The 14,817-nt window shown below is 60.3% G+C and carries 15 protein-coding genes; 7 read left to right on the top strand and 8 right to left on the bottom strand.

Going from position 1 to position 14,817, the window contains the following annotated elements; genetic code table 11:
• Positions 1 to 29 precede the first annotated feature (29 nt).
• The 5 genes from speB to ATY77_RS14855 form a co-directional block, all read right to left on the bottom strand.
• Positions 30 to 992, bottom strand: a complete 963-nt coding sequence (gene speB, locus ATY77_RS14875) for an agmatinase (protein WP_088677210.1) — start codon at positions 990 to 992, stop codon at positions 30 to 32.
• Positions 993 to 1,250: 258 nt separating this feature from the next.
• Entirely contained in the window at positions 1,251 to 2,441 is a 1,191-nt protein-coding gene (cml, locus tag ATY77_RS14870; protein ID WP_088677211.1) for a CmlA/FloR family chloramphenicol efflux MFS transporter, read from the bottom strand.
• 303 nt (positions 2,442 to 2,744) lie between these two features.
• Positions 2,745 to 3,212, bottom strand: a complete 468-nt coding sequence (rpsI, locus tag ATY77_RS14865) for a 30S ribosomal protein S9 (RefSeq protein WP_088687924.1) — start codon at positions 3,210 to 3,212, stop codon at positions 2,745 to 2,747.
• Position 3,213: 1 nt separating this feature from the next.
• Positions 3,214 to 3,678 (bottom strand): 50S ribosomal protein L13, encoded by a 465-nt coding sequence (rplM, locus tag ATY77_RS14860; protein ID WP_012483399.1) that lies wholly within the window; start codon positions 3,676 to 3,678, stop codon positions 3,214 to 3,216.
• A gap of 304 nt (positions 3,679 to 3,982) precedes the next feature.
• Positions 3,983 to 4,879 (bottom strand): LysR family transcriptional regulator, encoded by an 897-nt coding sequence (locus ATY77_RS14855; RefSeq protein WP_190237635.1) that lies wholly within the window; start codon positions 4,877 to 4,879, stop codon positions 3,983 to 3,985.
• Positions 4,880 to 4,952: 73 nt separating this feature from the next.
• On the opposite strand from ATY77_RS14855, the gene ATY77_RS14850 reads away from it, so the two are divergent.
• Both ATY77_RS14850 and ATY77_RS14845 read left to right on the top strand, forming a co-directional pair.
• A complete protein-coding gene (locus tag ATY77_RS14850; RefSeq protein ID WP_088687923.1) occupies positions 4,953 to 5,186 on the top strand; it encodes a DUF1127 domain-containing protein in 234 nt (77 codons plus the stop codon).
• Between the two features lie 101 nt (positions 5,187 to 5,287).
• Positions 5,288 to 6,121 carry an enoyl-CoA hydratase gene (locus ATY77_RS14845; RefSeq protein WP_088687922.1) on the top strand — a complete coding sequence of 278 codons (834 nt, stop codon included), beginning with the start codon at positions 5,288 to 5,290 and terminating at the stop codon, positions 6,119 to 6,121.
• Here ATY77_RS14845 and ATY77_RS14840 read toward each other — a convergent pair whose 3' ends face one another.
• Entirely contained in the window at positions 6,122 to 6,958 is an 837-nt protein-coding gene (locus ATY77_RS14840; RefSeq protein ID WP_088687921.1) for an EamA family transporter, read from the bottom strand.
• A 472-nt stretch (positions 6,959 to 7,430) separates the two neighbouring features.
• The gene (locus ATY77_RS14835) at positions 7,431 to 7,754 is read right to left on the bottom strand and encodes a hypothetical protein (protein ID WP_088688231.1); all 324 of its coding nucleotides are present in this window, start codon (positions 7,752 to 7,754) and stop codon (positions 7,431 to 7,433) included.
• Positions 7,755 to 7,872: 118 nt separating this feature from the next.
• Here ATY77_RS14835 and ATY77_RS14830 point away from each other — a divergent pair, with 118 nt between their 5' ends.
• The 3 genes from ATY77_RS14830 (at position 7,873) to ATY77_RS14820 (ending at position 11,058) form a co-directional block, all read left to right on the top strand.
• On the top strand, positions 7,873 to 8,301 hold the full coding sequence (locus ATY77_RS14830) for a CoA-binding protein (protein ID WP_088677215.1): 429 nt from the start codon (positions 7,873 to 7,875) through the stop codon (positions 8,299 to 8,301).
• A 116-nt stretch (positions 8,302 to 8,417) separates the two neighbouring features.
• Positions 8,418 to 9,701: an O-acetylhomoserine aminocarboxypropyltransferase gene (locus ATY77_RS14825; RefSeq protein ID WP_088687920.1), complete on the top strand. Its 1,284-nt coding sequence runs from the start codon at positions 8,418 to 8,420 to the stop codon at positions 9,699 to 9,701.
• 286 nt (positions 9,702 to 9,987) lie between these two features.
• On the top strand, positions 9,988 to 11,058 hold the full coding sequence (locus ATY77_RS14820) for an acyltransferase (protein WP_088687919.1): 1,071 nt from the start codon (positions 9,988 to 9,990) through the stop codon (positions 11,056 to 11,058).
• A gap of 68 nt (positions 11,059 to 11,126) precedes the next feature.
• Here the strand turns inward: ATY77_RS14820 and ATY77_RS14815 are convergent, their stop codons facing one another.
• On the bottom strand, positions 11,127 to 11,861 hold the full coding sequence (locus tag ATY77_RS14815; protein ID WP_088687918.1) for a phosphotransferase: 735 nt from the start codon (positions 11,859 to 11,861) through the stop codon (positions 11,127 to 11,129).
• Positions 11,862 to 12,094: 233 nt separating this feature from the next.
• Here ATY77_RS14815 and ATY77_RS14810 point away from each other — a divergent pair, with 233 nt between their 5' ends.
• Both ATY77_RS14810 and ATY77_RS14805 read left to right on the top strand, forming a co-directional pair.
• Positions 12,095 to 12,445 carry a cupin domain-containing protein gene (locus ATY77_RS14810; protein WP_190233725.1) on the top strand — a complete coding sequence of 117 codons (351 nt, stop codon included), beginning with the start codon at positions 12,095 to 12,097 and terminating at the stop codon, positions 12,443 to 12,445.
• A gap of 233 nt (positions 12,446 to 12,678) precedes the next feature.
• Entirely contained in the window at positions 12,679 to 14,805 is a 2,127-nt protein-coding gene (locus ATY77_RS14805) for a bifunctional diguanylate cyclase/phosphodiesterase (RefSeq protein ID WP_088687917.1), read from the top strand.
• Positions 14,806 to 14,817: the final 12 nt, after the last annotated feature.

The following is a 14,817-nucleotide window of genomic DNA, read 5'->3' as shown; positions in this document are numbered from 1 at the left end:
GGTTTCCGGATTCAGTTTGCGATGATACGTCAGCCTTGTGACACAGCGATGGCGCGTCGCTCGGCGTGAAGACCCAGCATATACATTGCCACTGTTGCCCCCGCAATGGCGGTGATATCGGCATGATCATAGGGCGGCGACACCTCGACCACGTCGGCGCCGAGAATGTCGAGCTGATGCAGGCGCTGCAGCACCGAGAGGATCTTGGCGCTCGACGGTCCGCCGGCGACCGGCGTGCCGGTGCCCGGCGCAAAAGCCGGATCGAGGCAATCGATATCGAAGGTGAGGTAGGCGGGAGCGCCGCGCGTGTGGGAGATGATCGCCGAGGCGATGTCGCCGGCACTCATGTCCTCGACCTGATGCCCATAGAGGATGTTGATGCCGCAATCCTCCGGCGCATGGGTGCGGATGCCGATCTGGATCGAGCGGTCGGGATCGATGATGCCTTCGCGGGCGGCACGCGCCACGAAGGAACCGTGATCGATACGCCGCTCTTCGTCGAACCATGTGTCCTGGTGCGCGTCGAACTGCACGAGGGCCAGCGGCCCGTGTTTTGCCGCATGGGCTTTGAGCAGCGGCCAGGTGACGTAGTGATCGCCGCCGAGCGTCAGCAGGAAAGCGCCGCTGTCGAGGATGACGTTCGCCTGGCGTTCGATGGCCGCAGGCGTGTCCTGATGGTTGCCATAATCGAGCAGGCAATCGCCGTAGTCGATCACGGCCATGCCGGCGAAGAGTTCTCGGTTGAAGGGATATTGCGCGTCGTTGTCGAAGATTGCCGAGGCGCGGCGGATCGCCTGCGGCCCGAAGCGCGTGCCCGGCCGGTTCGATGTCGCGGCATCGAAAGGAATGCCCCAGACGGCAACATCGACGCCAGCAAGTTCCTTGGTGAAGCGTCGGCGCATGAAGGACAGCGCACCGGCAAAGGTCGGGTCGCTGGCGGCGGAGGTGAGGCTGGTGGCCGTGAAGGCGTGATCGATGGACTTGTTCGCCAAGAGGGGGCTCCTTCTCTGTGGGCGCTGAACCAGAGCCGCGTTCGATGTCGGCTGATGTTGCCGGATCACCGGTCACGACTACACCGCGGGCGGCGGATCTGCTGCCACTCGACGAGGTCCGCCTGATCCCCCGGAAGGAACTGGTGTTTCCTTTCGGGGCAGCAGAAGGGGTAGGCGAGGTGCGCCGAGATTTCAAGCGATCCCGTTGCTTGACGGCCGCTCGAGGTTTTCGAGCGGCCGCTGTTCAGCAGCCGTTGATCAGGCTGTCTTCCGAAGGAGCTGGCGCAATCCCGCCAGAGTGATCAGTGCCGTCACGCCGGTATAACCTGCCAGCGGCCAAGCTGTGTCGCCATCGAGAAGAACCACGAATAATGTGCCCGCAATTCCTACGATGAGGCTTTCGACGCAGAAATAGAGCGCCACTGCCGTCCCCGCGATATCGCCGAAGGCTGCGAGCGCACCGTTGGCGGTGACAGCCGTTGCAAAGACGATGCCGACCGCGATGATCCACATCGGAAGGATGAAACTGGCGACGGGCGCCAGCGGAAACATTTCTCCCGTGGCAAGCATCCCCGCACCGAGAAGCAGCATCGTCATTCCTCTTGCGAGGCTGCCTGCGATGCCCCAGCGCGTGACGAAGTGTTTGGCGAAGCGCGCCGTCGCGATCATCACCAGTGCCACCGAAGCAAAGAGGAGGCTGAAACTGATGCCGGAAAACCCGGCTTGATCGATCAGGATACGGGGCGCAGTCGAGAAGAAGACGAAGAAGGCCCCCATCGCCGCACTGAAACCGGTCGTATAGACCCAGAAGGGAAAGCTCGTGAGAATGGGGCGTAACGCGATGGTTGCGGCCGCAGCCGTCGGGCGGGTTTCATGCCATCGCGTGCAGGCGTTGAGAACGGCGGCGACCGAGAGGAGGCCGATGACGAGAAAGATAGCGCGCCACCCATACCGGTCCGCAATCAACGCTCCGACGATCGGCCCGAACGCAGGCACAAGAGATAGCATGGAACCGAGCAGGCTATAGATCACACTGCTTTCCGGGCGCTCGGCGTAGACATCTCGCACCGTCGCGAAGGTGGCGACAAGAGCCGCTGAGGCGCCGATGGCCTGCAGCAATCGGAAGGCCACGAAGAGGGACGCCGATGAGGCCCCGGCAAGCAGGAAGGATGCAACGGCAAAGAGTGCCGTTCCGCCGAGCAGGACGGGTCGTCGCCCGACGATGTCGGAGATCGGACCAAAGACGATCTGCCCGACGCCGAGCACAAGCATGTAGAGGCTGAGGGTCAACTGGATGACTTCAGGCGAGGTGGCGAGCGCCTGAGGCATCGTCGGCACGACCGGTAGATAGATGTCCATGGCAAGGGACGCCAGGATGTCGAAGGGAGCCATCAGCAACAATGCCGCCGGCACGGAATAATTCCAGGACGGAATTTTCGGATAAGACATGGGTAACGTCCGCTCAAATGATTACATTCGGCGGCGATCTGTCTTTTCATCAATATCGGATTTGCTGGGACAGACGCCGCAACAACAGCGCAAAGTTGTTGCGGCTTAGTTGTCTGCGGACTTGGTTGTTCCCATGATGCGGCCTCGGCTGCGGCTTCGCACATTCGCAAAGCACTTTGCCGGATTTCTATCAGCAGAACCGGAATGCGGCAATGGCGCTAAACAGGCCCAAGAGCTCCTCAAACACGCAAACAAAAAGGCCGGGTTTCCCCGGCCTTCGTAAATTCCTTCTGTCCGAAGCGATTAGCGCTTGGAGAACTGGAAGGAGCGGCGGGCCTTTGCCTTGCCGTACTTCTTGCGTTCGACGACGCGGCTGTCGCGGGTCAGGAAGCCGCCCTTCTTCAGGACCGAGCGCAGGCCCGGCTCGAAGTAGGTGAGCGCCTTGGACAGGCCGTGGCGAACGGCACCGGCCTGGCCGGAGAGGCCGCCGCCGGCAACGGTTGCGACGATGTCGAACTGGCCGTCACGGGCAGCCGCGACGATCGGCTGGCGCAGGATCATCTGCAGCACCGGACGGGCGAAATATTCCGCGAATTCCTTGCCGTTGACGATGATCTTGCCGGAGCCCGGCTTGACCCAGACGCGGGCGACGGCGTTCTTGCGCTTGCCGGTCGCGTAGGAGCGGCCGAGCGAATCGACCTTGCGGACGTGGGCCGAAGCAGCAGCTTCGGAAGCCGTGCCGAGTTCCTTCAGGGAGGAGAGGTCAGCCATATCAGGCGCTCCTTACGTTCTTTTTGTTGAGCGCGGCAACGTCGAGGGCGACCGGCTGCTGGGCTTCATGAGGATGGTTGGAGCCGGCGTAGACGCGCAGGTTCTTCATCTGGCGACGGCCGAGGGGGCCGCGCGGAACCATGCGTTCGACTGCCTTTTCGAGGACGCGCTCCGGGAAGCGGCCTTCGATGATCTGGCGCGCCGTGCGTTCCTTGATGCCGCCGGCATAACCGGTGTGCCAGTAGTAGACCTTGTCGGAATACTTCTTGCCGGTGAAAACGACTTTGTCGGCATTGATGACGATGACGTTGTCGCCGTCGTCAACGTGGGGCGTGAAGGTTGCCTTGTGCTTGCCGCGCAGGCGCATAGCGATGATGGAAGCGAGACGGCCAACGACCAGCCCTTCGGCGTCGATGATCACCCACTTCTTCTCCACCTCTGCAGGCTTCTGGGAGAAGGTTGCCATAGTGAATACTCTCTTTTGGGACCCTTGGCCCGAGGGCTTGAAGGGCGTTTCTTGTTGCTTGGATTGGCGCGCTTGAGGCAGGCCAAAAAGAAAGCAGCCCGGAAAGGCTGCGTTCTGGCGCGGTGTATAAAGGCAATGTGACATCCGGTCAATACGGGCCGTCCCGATGCGCGGAAAAAATAGATAGCAAAAACAGCAAGTTAGGTATGTGGTGTTATAATACCTCACATTTGTTGCCTGAAGAACGACCGTGCCTGACGCTTTCACGCCGCTCTACAAGCAGGATTGCATGCTCGCAAGGCCGCTAATCGAACTCCCGCAGGCATTTCATCATTTCACGAAGCCCGCGTGTCAGATGTTTGTCCCTGCGCAGAACCATGCCGAGGCGGCGCGTGAGCTTGGGCTTCAACGGCGACGTTGCCACAAGCTCTGCACGGTCGCGCTTAAGCGCCAGCCCCGGCAGGATCGACCAGCCGAGCCCGACAGCCACGAGTTCCTTGATCGCTTCGATACTGCCGAACTCCATAGCGGGCCGGATCCTGTTATCCGGGGCGGCCAGCCAGTCGTCGATCATGCGTCTCGTATTGCCTCCCTCGTAAAGCAGCAGCGTCCTGCCGCGCATGAAGGCGGCGTCCGGTCCGCCTTCGGGCATGCGGCTGCCCGCGGGCGCGACGGCCAGCAGCTCCTCCTCGTAGAAAGGTTCGATCTCGAAGTTCCGTCCGGATGCGGGCAGGGCGACGACGGCGATATCGAGGCTGTTGGCCTCCAGGTCGCGCAGGATGTCGTCGGCATTGCCGATGTGGACGGTGATTTCGAGGTTGGGCATGCTTTTCCTGGCGACGGCAATGGCGCGGGGAAGCAGATGGATCGACGCCGTGCCACCGCTGCCGATGCGCACGCGGCCGCTCGCGCCATCCCGATACGGCGTCATCGCTTCTTCCGCCGCAGCGGATTCCTGGAGCAGGCGCCTGGCATGCGTCAGCAGGTCGAGCCCTGCCGCGGTCGGCTGCGCCCGCCGCCCGACGCGCTCGATGAGCCGGACGCCGAGCCGCTGTTCCAGCCCCTTGACCTGCAGGCTGACGGCCGGTTGCGTCAGCCCCTCCTTGTCGGCCGCAGCCGTAAAACTTCCGAGATCTGCGACGTTGACGAAGGTCGCGAGCTGATCGAGATTGAGAGGCATCCCAAAGAAATCCTTATGCATATGATAATATCCATAAGCTTCTTTCGCGGCATCTTCCAGCGCATCCTTCATCCGTCGAGGAAAGGAAGCAGAGATGTCTTTGGAAGCAAGCGAGATCAACGAAGCGTCCCGCGATATCGTCCCGCCGAAGCTCCGCAAGCTTCGCGGCGTGGCCCTGCGGCTCGTCGCGACTATCGAGCATTGGCTGGAAAAGCGCCGCAGCCGCCGCACTCTTTCGGAGCTGAACGACGACCAGCTTCGCGATGTCGGCCTGACCCGCGCCGAGGCGAAGGCCGAGGTATCGAGGTCATGGTTCTGGATAGAATAGCGGCTCCGGCCGCTTTCGCCTAAGCCGCCGATATTGCTCGAAATTGCCGGCGCCTTGTGGCAGAACTGCTGTTTGGAAAATCAAGCGCAGGGAGCAGCATCATGGCCGAAATCGTATCCTTCCGGAAGGACGCAGACAGTGCGGACGAGGGTGGATTGCTGCTCCGCTCGCTGCGGGACGGCGTGCTGCGGCTCGTCCTCAACAACCCGCCGACAAACGTGCTTTCGATTGCGCTTCTCGAAGCGCTGATGAACGCGCTCGATGCGGCGGCTGCGGATCCGGATGCGCGGGTCGTCGTCATCGCCTCGACCGGTAACGTCTTTTCCGCCGGCCACGATCTCAAGGAACTCACCGCTCATCGCGCCGATGACGATCAGGGAGCCGCTTTCTTCGAACGGTCCTTCCGGCTCTGCGCCGATCTGATGCTCAAGATCGCGCATCTGCCGAAGCCCGTCATCGCCGAGGTCGATGGGCTTGCGACGGCCGCGGGCTGCCAGCTCGTCGCCTCCTGCGATCTGGCGATCTGCACGGATACGTCGACATTCTGCACCCCGGGCGTCAATATCAGCCTGTTCTGCTCGACCCCAATGGTCGCGGTTTCGCGCGCCGCCCATCGCAAGCAAGCGATGGAGATGCTCTTGACCGGCGAGACGATCGACGCCTCGACCGCTAAGGATTTCGGCCTCGTCAACCGCATCGTGCCGAAACAATATCTGGCGCAGGTCGTCGCCAAATATGCCGGCGTCATCGCCAGCAAGTCGCCGCTGATTCTGAAGATCGGCAAGGAAGCCTTTTATCGGCAGCTCGACCTGCCGGTGGAGGCAGCTTATGACTTTACCGCCCGGGTGATGGTTGAAAACATGCTGACAAGCGATGCGCAGGAAGGGATCGGCGCCTTCCTCGGCAAGCGCAAGGCGGAATGGAAGGGCGAGTAGTCACGCCAGTTTCAAAACCAGGCCGCCGATCGCGATGACGACGCCGGCGACGTAGCGCCAGATGCTGGCCTTTTCCTTGAACACCGTGACGGAGATCACCAGCGCGAACAGAATTGCGGTTTCGCGCAAGGCGGCAACCGTGGCGACCGGGGCTTTCGTCATCGCCCAGAGCGCCAGCCCGTAGGAGGCGATCGAGCCCGCGCCGCCGACGAGGCCGCGCCACCAGTTGCGACGGATATGACGCGTCACGGCGAAAGCGCCGCGCCGGGATGTCGCCCACGAGAACAGCAGGACGGGCGGCAGCAGCGACATCCACAATGTGTAGGAAACCGCATTGCCGGAAAGGCGTGCGCCGATGCCGTCGACATAGGTGTAGCTGGCGATGACGCAGGCATTGGCGAGCGAGAACATGACGGCGCGGCTGTTGCCTCGCCGCGCTTCGAGAGCGAGCGTCAGCACGCCGGCTGAGATCGTCATGATGCCGGCAAGTGCGGCGGGGGAAAGCTTTTCCTGCAGGACGAAGCCGCTTGTGGCGGCAATCAGCAGCGGCGCGCAGCCGCGCATCAGCGGATAGACGAGGCCTATATCGCCGGCCCGGTAGGCGGCGGCGACCAATTGGAAATAGGCGAATTGCAGGATGGCCGAGGCGCCGATGAAAGGCCAGGCCGAGGCGTGCGGCAACGGCAGGAATGCAAGGAACGGCAAGGCCGAAACCGCGCCGCCCGCCGAAATCAGCGCCGCATCGAGGGATTTGTCGTTGCCGGCCTTGACGATGGCATTCCATGTCGCGTGCAGCAATGCGCCAAAAAGAACGAGAAGAATGACGTCGAGAGGCAAGGAAGTAAAACCCGAGAGCCGAGGGAAGGAAGCGCCTTCCCATAGGCGGCCTAAATTTCTGAAAAGACAACTGGGATTTGTACGAAAATGGAGGCGGGCCCGTGACGACGTCGTTCAAATGCCGATCAGCGTCCGTCGATGTGTTCCCAATGGCAGTCCTTCGGAGCAATTTTTACGTGCGCGCGATATGCGTTCAATCCAGAAGCGGCTTTCAACTATGAGATGTTTCTAATGGACGTAGGAACGTAATGCGTCCATATATGGAACAAAGAAAGAAATCATCGGGAGGACTTCGACAGCCGATTGCTCTATAGTGCTGAAATATAGATATTATTCTATAACTTTGATATAGGGAAAAATTGAAGCCGCTGATTGTATAATTTAAAACAAATCGCAGCGCGGGATTGAGTAACGGCTCTTTCGCAAGCGCGAAGAGCGTATCGTTCCCGCGCCGATTGCGGCGGCGGAATTATCAGAGTTGATAATGTGGAATGAACAGCATCCCGTCAAGGTTGTCGATGTTCTGGCAGTTCAAAACAGGGCAGCGTGGATTGTCTTTCGAGGGAATATGCGTCCATTCCGCATAGTCGGTCGCGTCGCAGTAATTGCTGTTGCGGACATAGCGATCGTAGAGCGGCAGGCCGCGCGGAGACTGGTAGCGGAAGATGACGGCCCCCTGATTGTGGATGGCGGCGCGCACGCTGGCGCAGCTCATGGCGAGCGGATTATAACGCGAGATCGCCATTGCCGGTGATGCGGCGAGCACGAGCGCGAGGGCAAGAGCGAGTTTTTTCATCGAATCATCCTCCTGGAGCACCCAACTCATATATACGTGAAACATGCGCCTCCGGTTTCATGGAGACGCAAACAAACATTACGCCCTGCCGAGGGCATTTGGGAGTGGAGAAGCCGGTATGAACCACGACATTTACACGGACGATTATCTTGCCGACATCCTGCATTCGGTAAAGACCATCGCGTTGACCGGCGCCTCGCCCAATCCGGCGCGGCCGAGCAACGGCGTTATGGGCTATCTGCTGTCGCGCGGTTATGAGGTTATTCCCGTCAATCCGGGGCAGGCGGGCAAACAGATTCACGGCCGTACGGTCTATGCCCGGCTCGCCGACATTCCCGTCCCGATCGACATGGTCGACGTCTTTCGCGCCGCCGAATATCTGGATGGGGTCGTCGAAGAAGTATTGGCGCTGAAGCCGCTGCCGAAGGTCGTCTGGGCCCAGCTCGGCGTCCGCGACGATGCGGCTGCGGTTAAGGCGGAGGCCGCTGGCATCAAGGTGGTGATGAATCGCTGCCCGGCAATCGAGTATCCTCGGCTCGTTGCCTGACGTGCCGTCCGCGGAGACGGATTTTCCACCGAACGCCCTTGGGTTGAAACGGATCGCGATTAACTTTCATCGGCGACAGGCTATGATCCTGCCCGTGAGCAAAACTGGAGGACGACATGGCCAAGAATGATCCGGGATTCAACACTTTGGCGATTCATGCGGGCGCCCAGCCCGATCCGGCGACCGGCGCGCGGGTGACGCCGATCTACCAGACCACCGCTTTCGTCTTCAATGATTCCGATCATGCCGCTTCTCTCTTCGGCCTGCAGGCTTTCGGCAATATCTACACTCGTATCATGAACCCGACGCAGGCCGTGCTCGAGGAGCGCGTCGCAGCGCTCGAAGGCGGTACGGCGGCGCTTGCCGTCGCCTCCGGCCATGCGGCGCAGATGATCGTCTTCCACACCATCATGCGCCCCGGCGAGAATTTCGTCGCCGCCCGCAGGCTTTACGGCGGCTCGATCAATCAGTTCGGCCATGCCTTCGAGAATTTCGGCTGGCAGGTTCGCTGGGCCGATCCCGATGATCCCGCAAGCTTCGAAAGCCAGATCGACGACAAGACACGCGCCATCTTCATCGAGAGCCTGGCCAATCCCGGCGGCACCTTCGTCGATATCGCCGCGATCGCCGAGGTCGCGCATCGCCACGGCCTGCCGCTGATCGTCGACAATACAATGGCAACCCCTTATCTCATCCGCCCGATCGAACACGGCGCCGACATCGTCGTGCATTCGCTGACAAAATTCCTCGGCGGCCACGGCAATTCCATGGGCGGCCTCATCGTCGACGGCGGCACCTTCGACTGGTCGAAATCCGGCAATTACCCGATGCTGTCGAGCCCGCGGCCGGAATATAACGGCATGGTCCTGCACGCGACCTTTGGCAATTTCGCTTTCGCCATCGCCGCCCGCGTGCTCGGCCTTCGCGACCTCGGCCCGGCGATCTCGCCTTTCAACGCCTTCCTGATCCTGAGCGGCATCGAAACACTGCCGCTCAGAATGCAGCGCCACAGTGACAATGCGATCGCGGTGGCGAAATGGCTGAAGGCGCACAGCAAGATCGCCTGGGTGAATTATGCCGGCCTCGAAGACGACCCGAACCACGCCCTGCAGCAGCGTTACTCGCCGAAGGGCGCGGGCTCCGTCTTCACCTTTGGCGTTCATGGCGGCTACGAAGCGGGCAAGACGCTGGTCGAAGGTCTGCAGCTGTTCTCCCATCTCGCCAATATCGGCGACACCCGCTCGCTCGTCATTCATCCGGCCTCGACCACGCACCGGCAGCTGACCGACGAGCAGAGGATCGCGGCCGGTGCAGGGCCTGACGTCGTACGCCTTTCCGTCGGCATTGAGGACGTCAAGGACATCATCGCCGATCTCGAGCAGGCGCTTTCGAAGATCTGACTGGCAACCGCAGCAAGCATTTGTAAATTTCGCAGACTACGTTTGCCCAATACAATCATGGGATCAGCGTCCGATTCGAGCAGAGTCGGGCGCTGATTTCGTTTGGTCGATTGGAAAATCGAAAAAGTGGGGAGCGAGACGGCAAGCCGCCCAACTCGATCAAGGGTTTGACTGAGGTGTATTTCGGCGGATCAAAGGTTATCTCGCCCTATTTTCATAACGGTCGTGACAACATTCAAAACCCACCTTAATGATCTGTTAAACCTTGAGGGAGCGGGGGGCTCGCATGCAGGAGCCTGCAGTCAGGAAGCCATTTTACCCGAACTTCAACATGATCAGGCTCGGTGCAGCCTCCATGGTCATATTCTCGCATGCCTTCCTTATCTCGGAAAAGACCGCGGCGAACGAGCCTTTCATGCGCTTGCTCGGCGAGGGCAGGAATCTTGGTAGATTCGGGGTCTACGCGTTTTTCATCACCAGCGGCTTCCTCGTCACGCAGAGCGCGCAGTTCGGCAGCGTCGGCGGTTTTCTCTGGCGGCGGGTGCTTAGGATATATCCGGCGCTTGTCGTCTGCACGCTGCTCAGCGTGTATATTTTAGGCCCCTTTTTCAGTCCGTTGGGCATTGGTGGCTACCTGGGCTGGTCGTATCATGTGAGGACGACAGTCTATTCGGTGCTCAATCCGAGTTATGGCATGGTCCTGCCGAAAGTGCAGTTTTATGATCCTGCAATCTCCTGGCTTGCCACCTTCACCAACGGCTCTCTTTGGACGATCAGCCAGGAAATCTTCTGCTACCTCATCCTTGCGGCATTTATGGCCATCGGGCTCCTCCGAGCGCCGTTGATGGCGCTTGTCCTAACCGTGGCCGTCACGTGGGAGCTTTTCTTCGAGCATCCGTGGCCGGACAGAAAGCTGATCACGAATTTCACTTTTATCGCTCCCTTCTTCTTCTGCGGTTCGCTTCTCTGGTTCGTGATCGAAAAGAGGCAGCCAAATATTGTCTTGGCATTGATCTTCGCGGCGCTCGGTGTGCTCCTCGCCGTCTTTTGGCCCGACTATCTTTACGGACCCATGTTGTTCGCTTATCCGCTTGTCTACATCGCGACCTCGCCAATCCTACGCCTGCCGACGCTCGACCGCTTGGGCGACGTCTCCTACGGCACCTATCTATATGGCTGGCCAGTGGAGCAGGTGGTGAATTATGCCCTCGGCCAATACAGCACGCCGTGGAGCGTGTTCGCCCTTTCCTTGCCGACAGCGATGTTGTTCGGGTGGCTTTCATGGCATCTCTTGGAAAAGCATGCGCTCCGCTTGAAGCGAATCTCATTCCTCAGACGACAGCCTATCAATCAGTGACGATCGACCCACGCCCGTAGCTATTTTGTTGAAGCGTCCGGGGAGAGGCCGCCCCTCGGTGCCGTTGCTTAAACCGCTCGCACTTCTGCAAGTCGCTTGATGGCATAGTCGTCGTCCCAGCAGACGGCGGCTTCCCACGCGGCCGATGCTTGCGCGGCGACGTCGTACGCTGTGCCTTCGAGACTGGCTGCATTGTAGGGCAGGGCGAGGTCCAGATCTGGGACGTCAACATGCGACTCATCCCAGTCGATCAGTGCGACGCGGTTCGCCGTCATGCGGATATTGCCAGGGTTGGTCGGGTTGCCGTGGACGACGCCCGTCTCGCGACCGACAAGCCGCGCCCACGCCGCTCGGCATCGCGCGACACCATTTGGCGGCATTGTTGCAAGGTCGATTCTCGTCCCGGTTTCAGTGTGCAGGAGATCAATCGAGGACCGCCAGCCTGGGCGCTGCTTCCAACCCCGCGTCAACCGATGCAACTCGCGGAGTGTCTCAGCTACGCGACGCCAGTCGTCTTCCGTCTCAGGTGGCCCGCCATGCATATATTCCATCACCATAAGGCCATCGGCGAACAGGCTTCCATCGGCCGCCGGGATCGGCACCGGCACGCTCAGACCTTCGCGGTCAAGGTGGCGAAGGAGATCGGCCTCCCAGGCGAGATCGGCGTCGCTCCTGGTGCCCAGCCGACCGACCGCAAGTCGCCCGTGGACGCGCACGCTCCAGACATCATTGGCGACTCCGCCGGAGAGTCTTTCGATGCGAACCGCATCTTTGCCCCACAGCTCCAGCGCTTCCCACCCCATCAAACGCTCCTATAGTCCGTCGGGTTTACCATTCCCCGGGTCGGTTGACGTTCGTTTCGACTGGTCGTAGGTCCGGGATGTTTCCCCGGTATTAGGCGATGTAGATGCTTTTCATCCATGTTGAAAGGGTGTCTGGAAGGTTTTAATCGTTGTTGCGGTAGATCTTTCGTCGAGCTTTTGCGGCCACAGACGAACATTTGCTGCGAAGAACATTGATATCGGAGAGGTCTGCGATGGCCGTGGGGAACTTCATTACCTTCAGCACCGACGGCATAGAACCGGAGTTCGGCGCCCCCGAGGCGGACCGGATCATTTCCGGCGATCCGCAATTCTGCACATGGAACCTGGAGGAATCCGAAGGCGGCCTCTATTCCGGGATCTGGGAGGCGACGCCGGGCAAGTGGCGGATCGTCTATGAGGAATGGGAATATTTCAGCCTGCTGTCCGGCCATTCGATCGTGACCGAGGATGGCGGCGAGCCGGTTCATCTGAAGGCAGGCGACCGGATGATCTTGAGACCCGGCTTCAAGGGAACCTGGGAAGTCGTTGAAACGACTCGCAAGGATTATGTGATCAAGGTTTAGGAAGCGGCTGCAAACGGCCTCTCCCCATGCAGGCTCTGTCCCGGATTGCGGCGATTATGGGCGGTTTTTCCTGAAATCGCCGCTGCTCTTTTGCGGATAGACGGCATTTTATCGTTCGCTTTAAGTGTGCCTACATCGTCAAATGGTAGACCTTATCTGCAGCGCATTGCGGACATGATGTCTCCTGCCGTCACCATAGACATGGCCTTACAATTCATCTTTCCGGGATTGGCATGTCGTCGAATCTTGCGGGTAGGCACGTTCGCACCCAAACGTTTTCCATCATTGCGACAACTGTTTGCTTCCTTGTCATCGCTCTCGTGCTGACAGGCCTCATGGCCCACGTCGTGACGACGATGACCCGGTCGGCGAATGAGATCGACGATGCCAGGGCCACGCGCGCCGCCCGGGCGGCCGTCGCAGCCTTTGTCGATCGCCTGAGCGCGACAACGACTGATAATGCCGTATGGGATGACGCCTATAAGGCGATCTCAGCTCCTGGTGCGGCAGATTGGGCCTATGAGAACTGGGGTAAAACCAGTGCGGACTACCCCCTCTATGACGGCGCCGTCGTGATCGGCCCCGACCGCTCGTCGATCATCTCCGCATATGCCAAGGGCAAGCCTTTCCAGCCCGGTACCTATTTCGGCGCATCCTTTTATCGGCAGGTCGACAAGGCAGCCGATTCCGGCCAGGCGCCGGTGGTCAATTTCATCAAGACCAAAACGGGTATCGCGCTGATCGCGTCACAGGCAATCCAGCCATTCGAGAAAGAAGGCGAGCTGCCGAAGCTCAGCGTGCTGAGCTTCTACAAGGAATTCAACGCGGAAGTTCTCGCCACGCTTTCGAGCGAACACGAACTCGAAGGGTTGCGCCTTGCCGCCGCGCCCGAGCCGGGTCTGCTGAATACGCCGATCACGGACCTCAAGGGCAGCGTCGTCGGCCATCTTGTTTGGCCGAGCAAGGCGCCGGGTAGCGCCGTGTTTCAGGGGGTCTATCCTTATGTCGCGGCAGCCGTCATCATCCTTGTGCTGTTCCTGGCGGGCGTTTTGCTGGTCGGCGCCTCCGAGGCGCGGCGCCTGAACCAATTGGCGCAGGCGGCGATTTTCGAAGCGAACCATGATAGCCTAAGCGGCCTGTTGAACAGGCATGGGCTTCTCACCCTCCTGGGAGAGTCGGAAGGCTCGGATTTTTCGCCGCCCCGGCTCTATCTGGTCGATCTCGATGGATTCAAGGCTGTCAACGACGCCTGGGGGCATGCGGTTGGAGACGACCTGATCCGGATCGTCTCGAAAGCGTTGAGCGCCTGCCATCCTGAAGTCGTTGCTGTGGCGCGGCTCGGAGGCGACGAGTTCGCGCTGGTTCAGGTTGGAACCGCCGCGCGTAAAGAGATAGAAGAGACCATTCTGGCACTGTTTGCCGAGCCCTTCAAAATAGACGGGCGAACGATCGAGGTTGGCGCGAGCATCGGCGCTGCGGCTCGTGAGAGAGACATACCGCCGCTGGAGCTGCTCCGCCGGGCTGACATGGCGCTCTATCGCGCCAAGGAAAACGGCAGGGGCCGGGCGATCGAATACGACCCCGAGCTGGATCGCGAGCGCCTAAGGGTCGCCGAACTGGAAAGCCTGTTGAAGGACGCCATCGGCGATGGAACAATCGAAGCCGTTTTCCAGCCTCTCGTCTCTGCGACGACGGGCGCGGTCACCGGCCTTGAGGCGCTGGCGCGCTGGCGAACTGCGACGGGAAATATCAGCCCCGAGATTTTCATTCCGCTTGCCGAAAGGTGCGGCCTTATCGATGCGCTTGGCGTTCATATGCTGAAAACATCGATCGAGCATGCCAGGAATTGGCCCGGCCTGGCATTGTCCGTGAACGTTTCGCCGGTCCAGCTCTGCAATCCGGAATTTGCCGACGAAGTGATCTCGCTTCTTGAGGATCTCGATTTCGATCCGAGACGCCTGACCTTGGAGATCACCGAAGGCGTTCTCATGACAAATCCGGATCAGGCCCGCCGGTCGATCGATCACCTCAAGCAGGTCGGTATTAAATTCGCTCTCGATGACTTTGGCTGCGGCTATGCAAGCATCGGCGCATTGCGGCAGTTCGGCTTCGACCGGATGAAGATCGACCGCTCGCTCGTATCCGCGCTCGACCAGGCCTCCAACGGCGCCGATGTCCTCAAGGCAACCATCTCCCTGGCGACCGCTCTGCAGATTCCCGTCACCGCGGAAGGCATCGAAAATTCGCGCCAGGCAACGATCCTGCGCGAGGCCGGCTGCGACCAGCTGCAAGGCTACCTGATCGGAAAACCGATGTCGGCGCTCGACATCTCCAGCAAGCTTCAGGAACAGGCAGCGTAACGCCGCAGGATT

This window comes from Rhizobium sp. R634, assembly GCF_002211305.1.
GTDB lineage: Bacteria > Pseudomonadota > Alphaproteobacteria > Rhizobiales > Rhizobiaceae > Rhizobium.
This window is presented reverse-complemented; position numbering and strand designations above follow the sequence as displayed.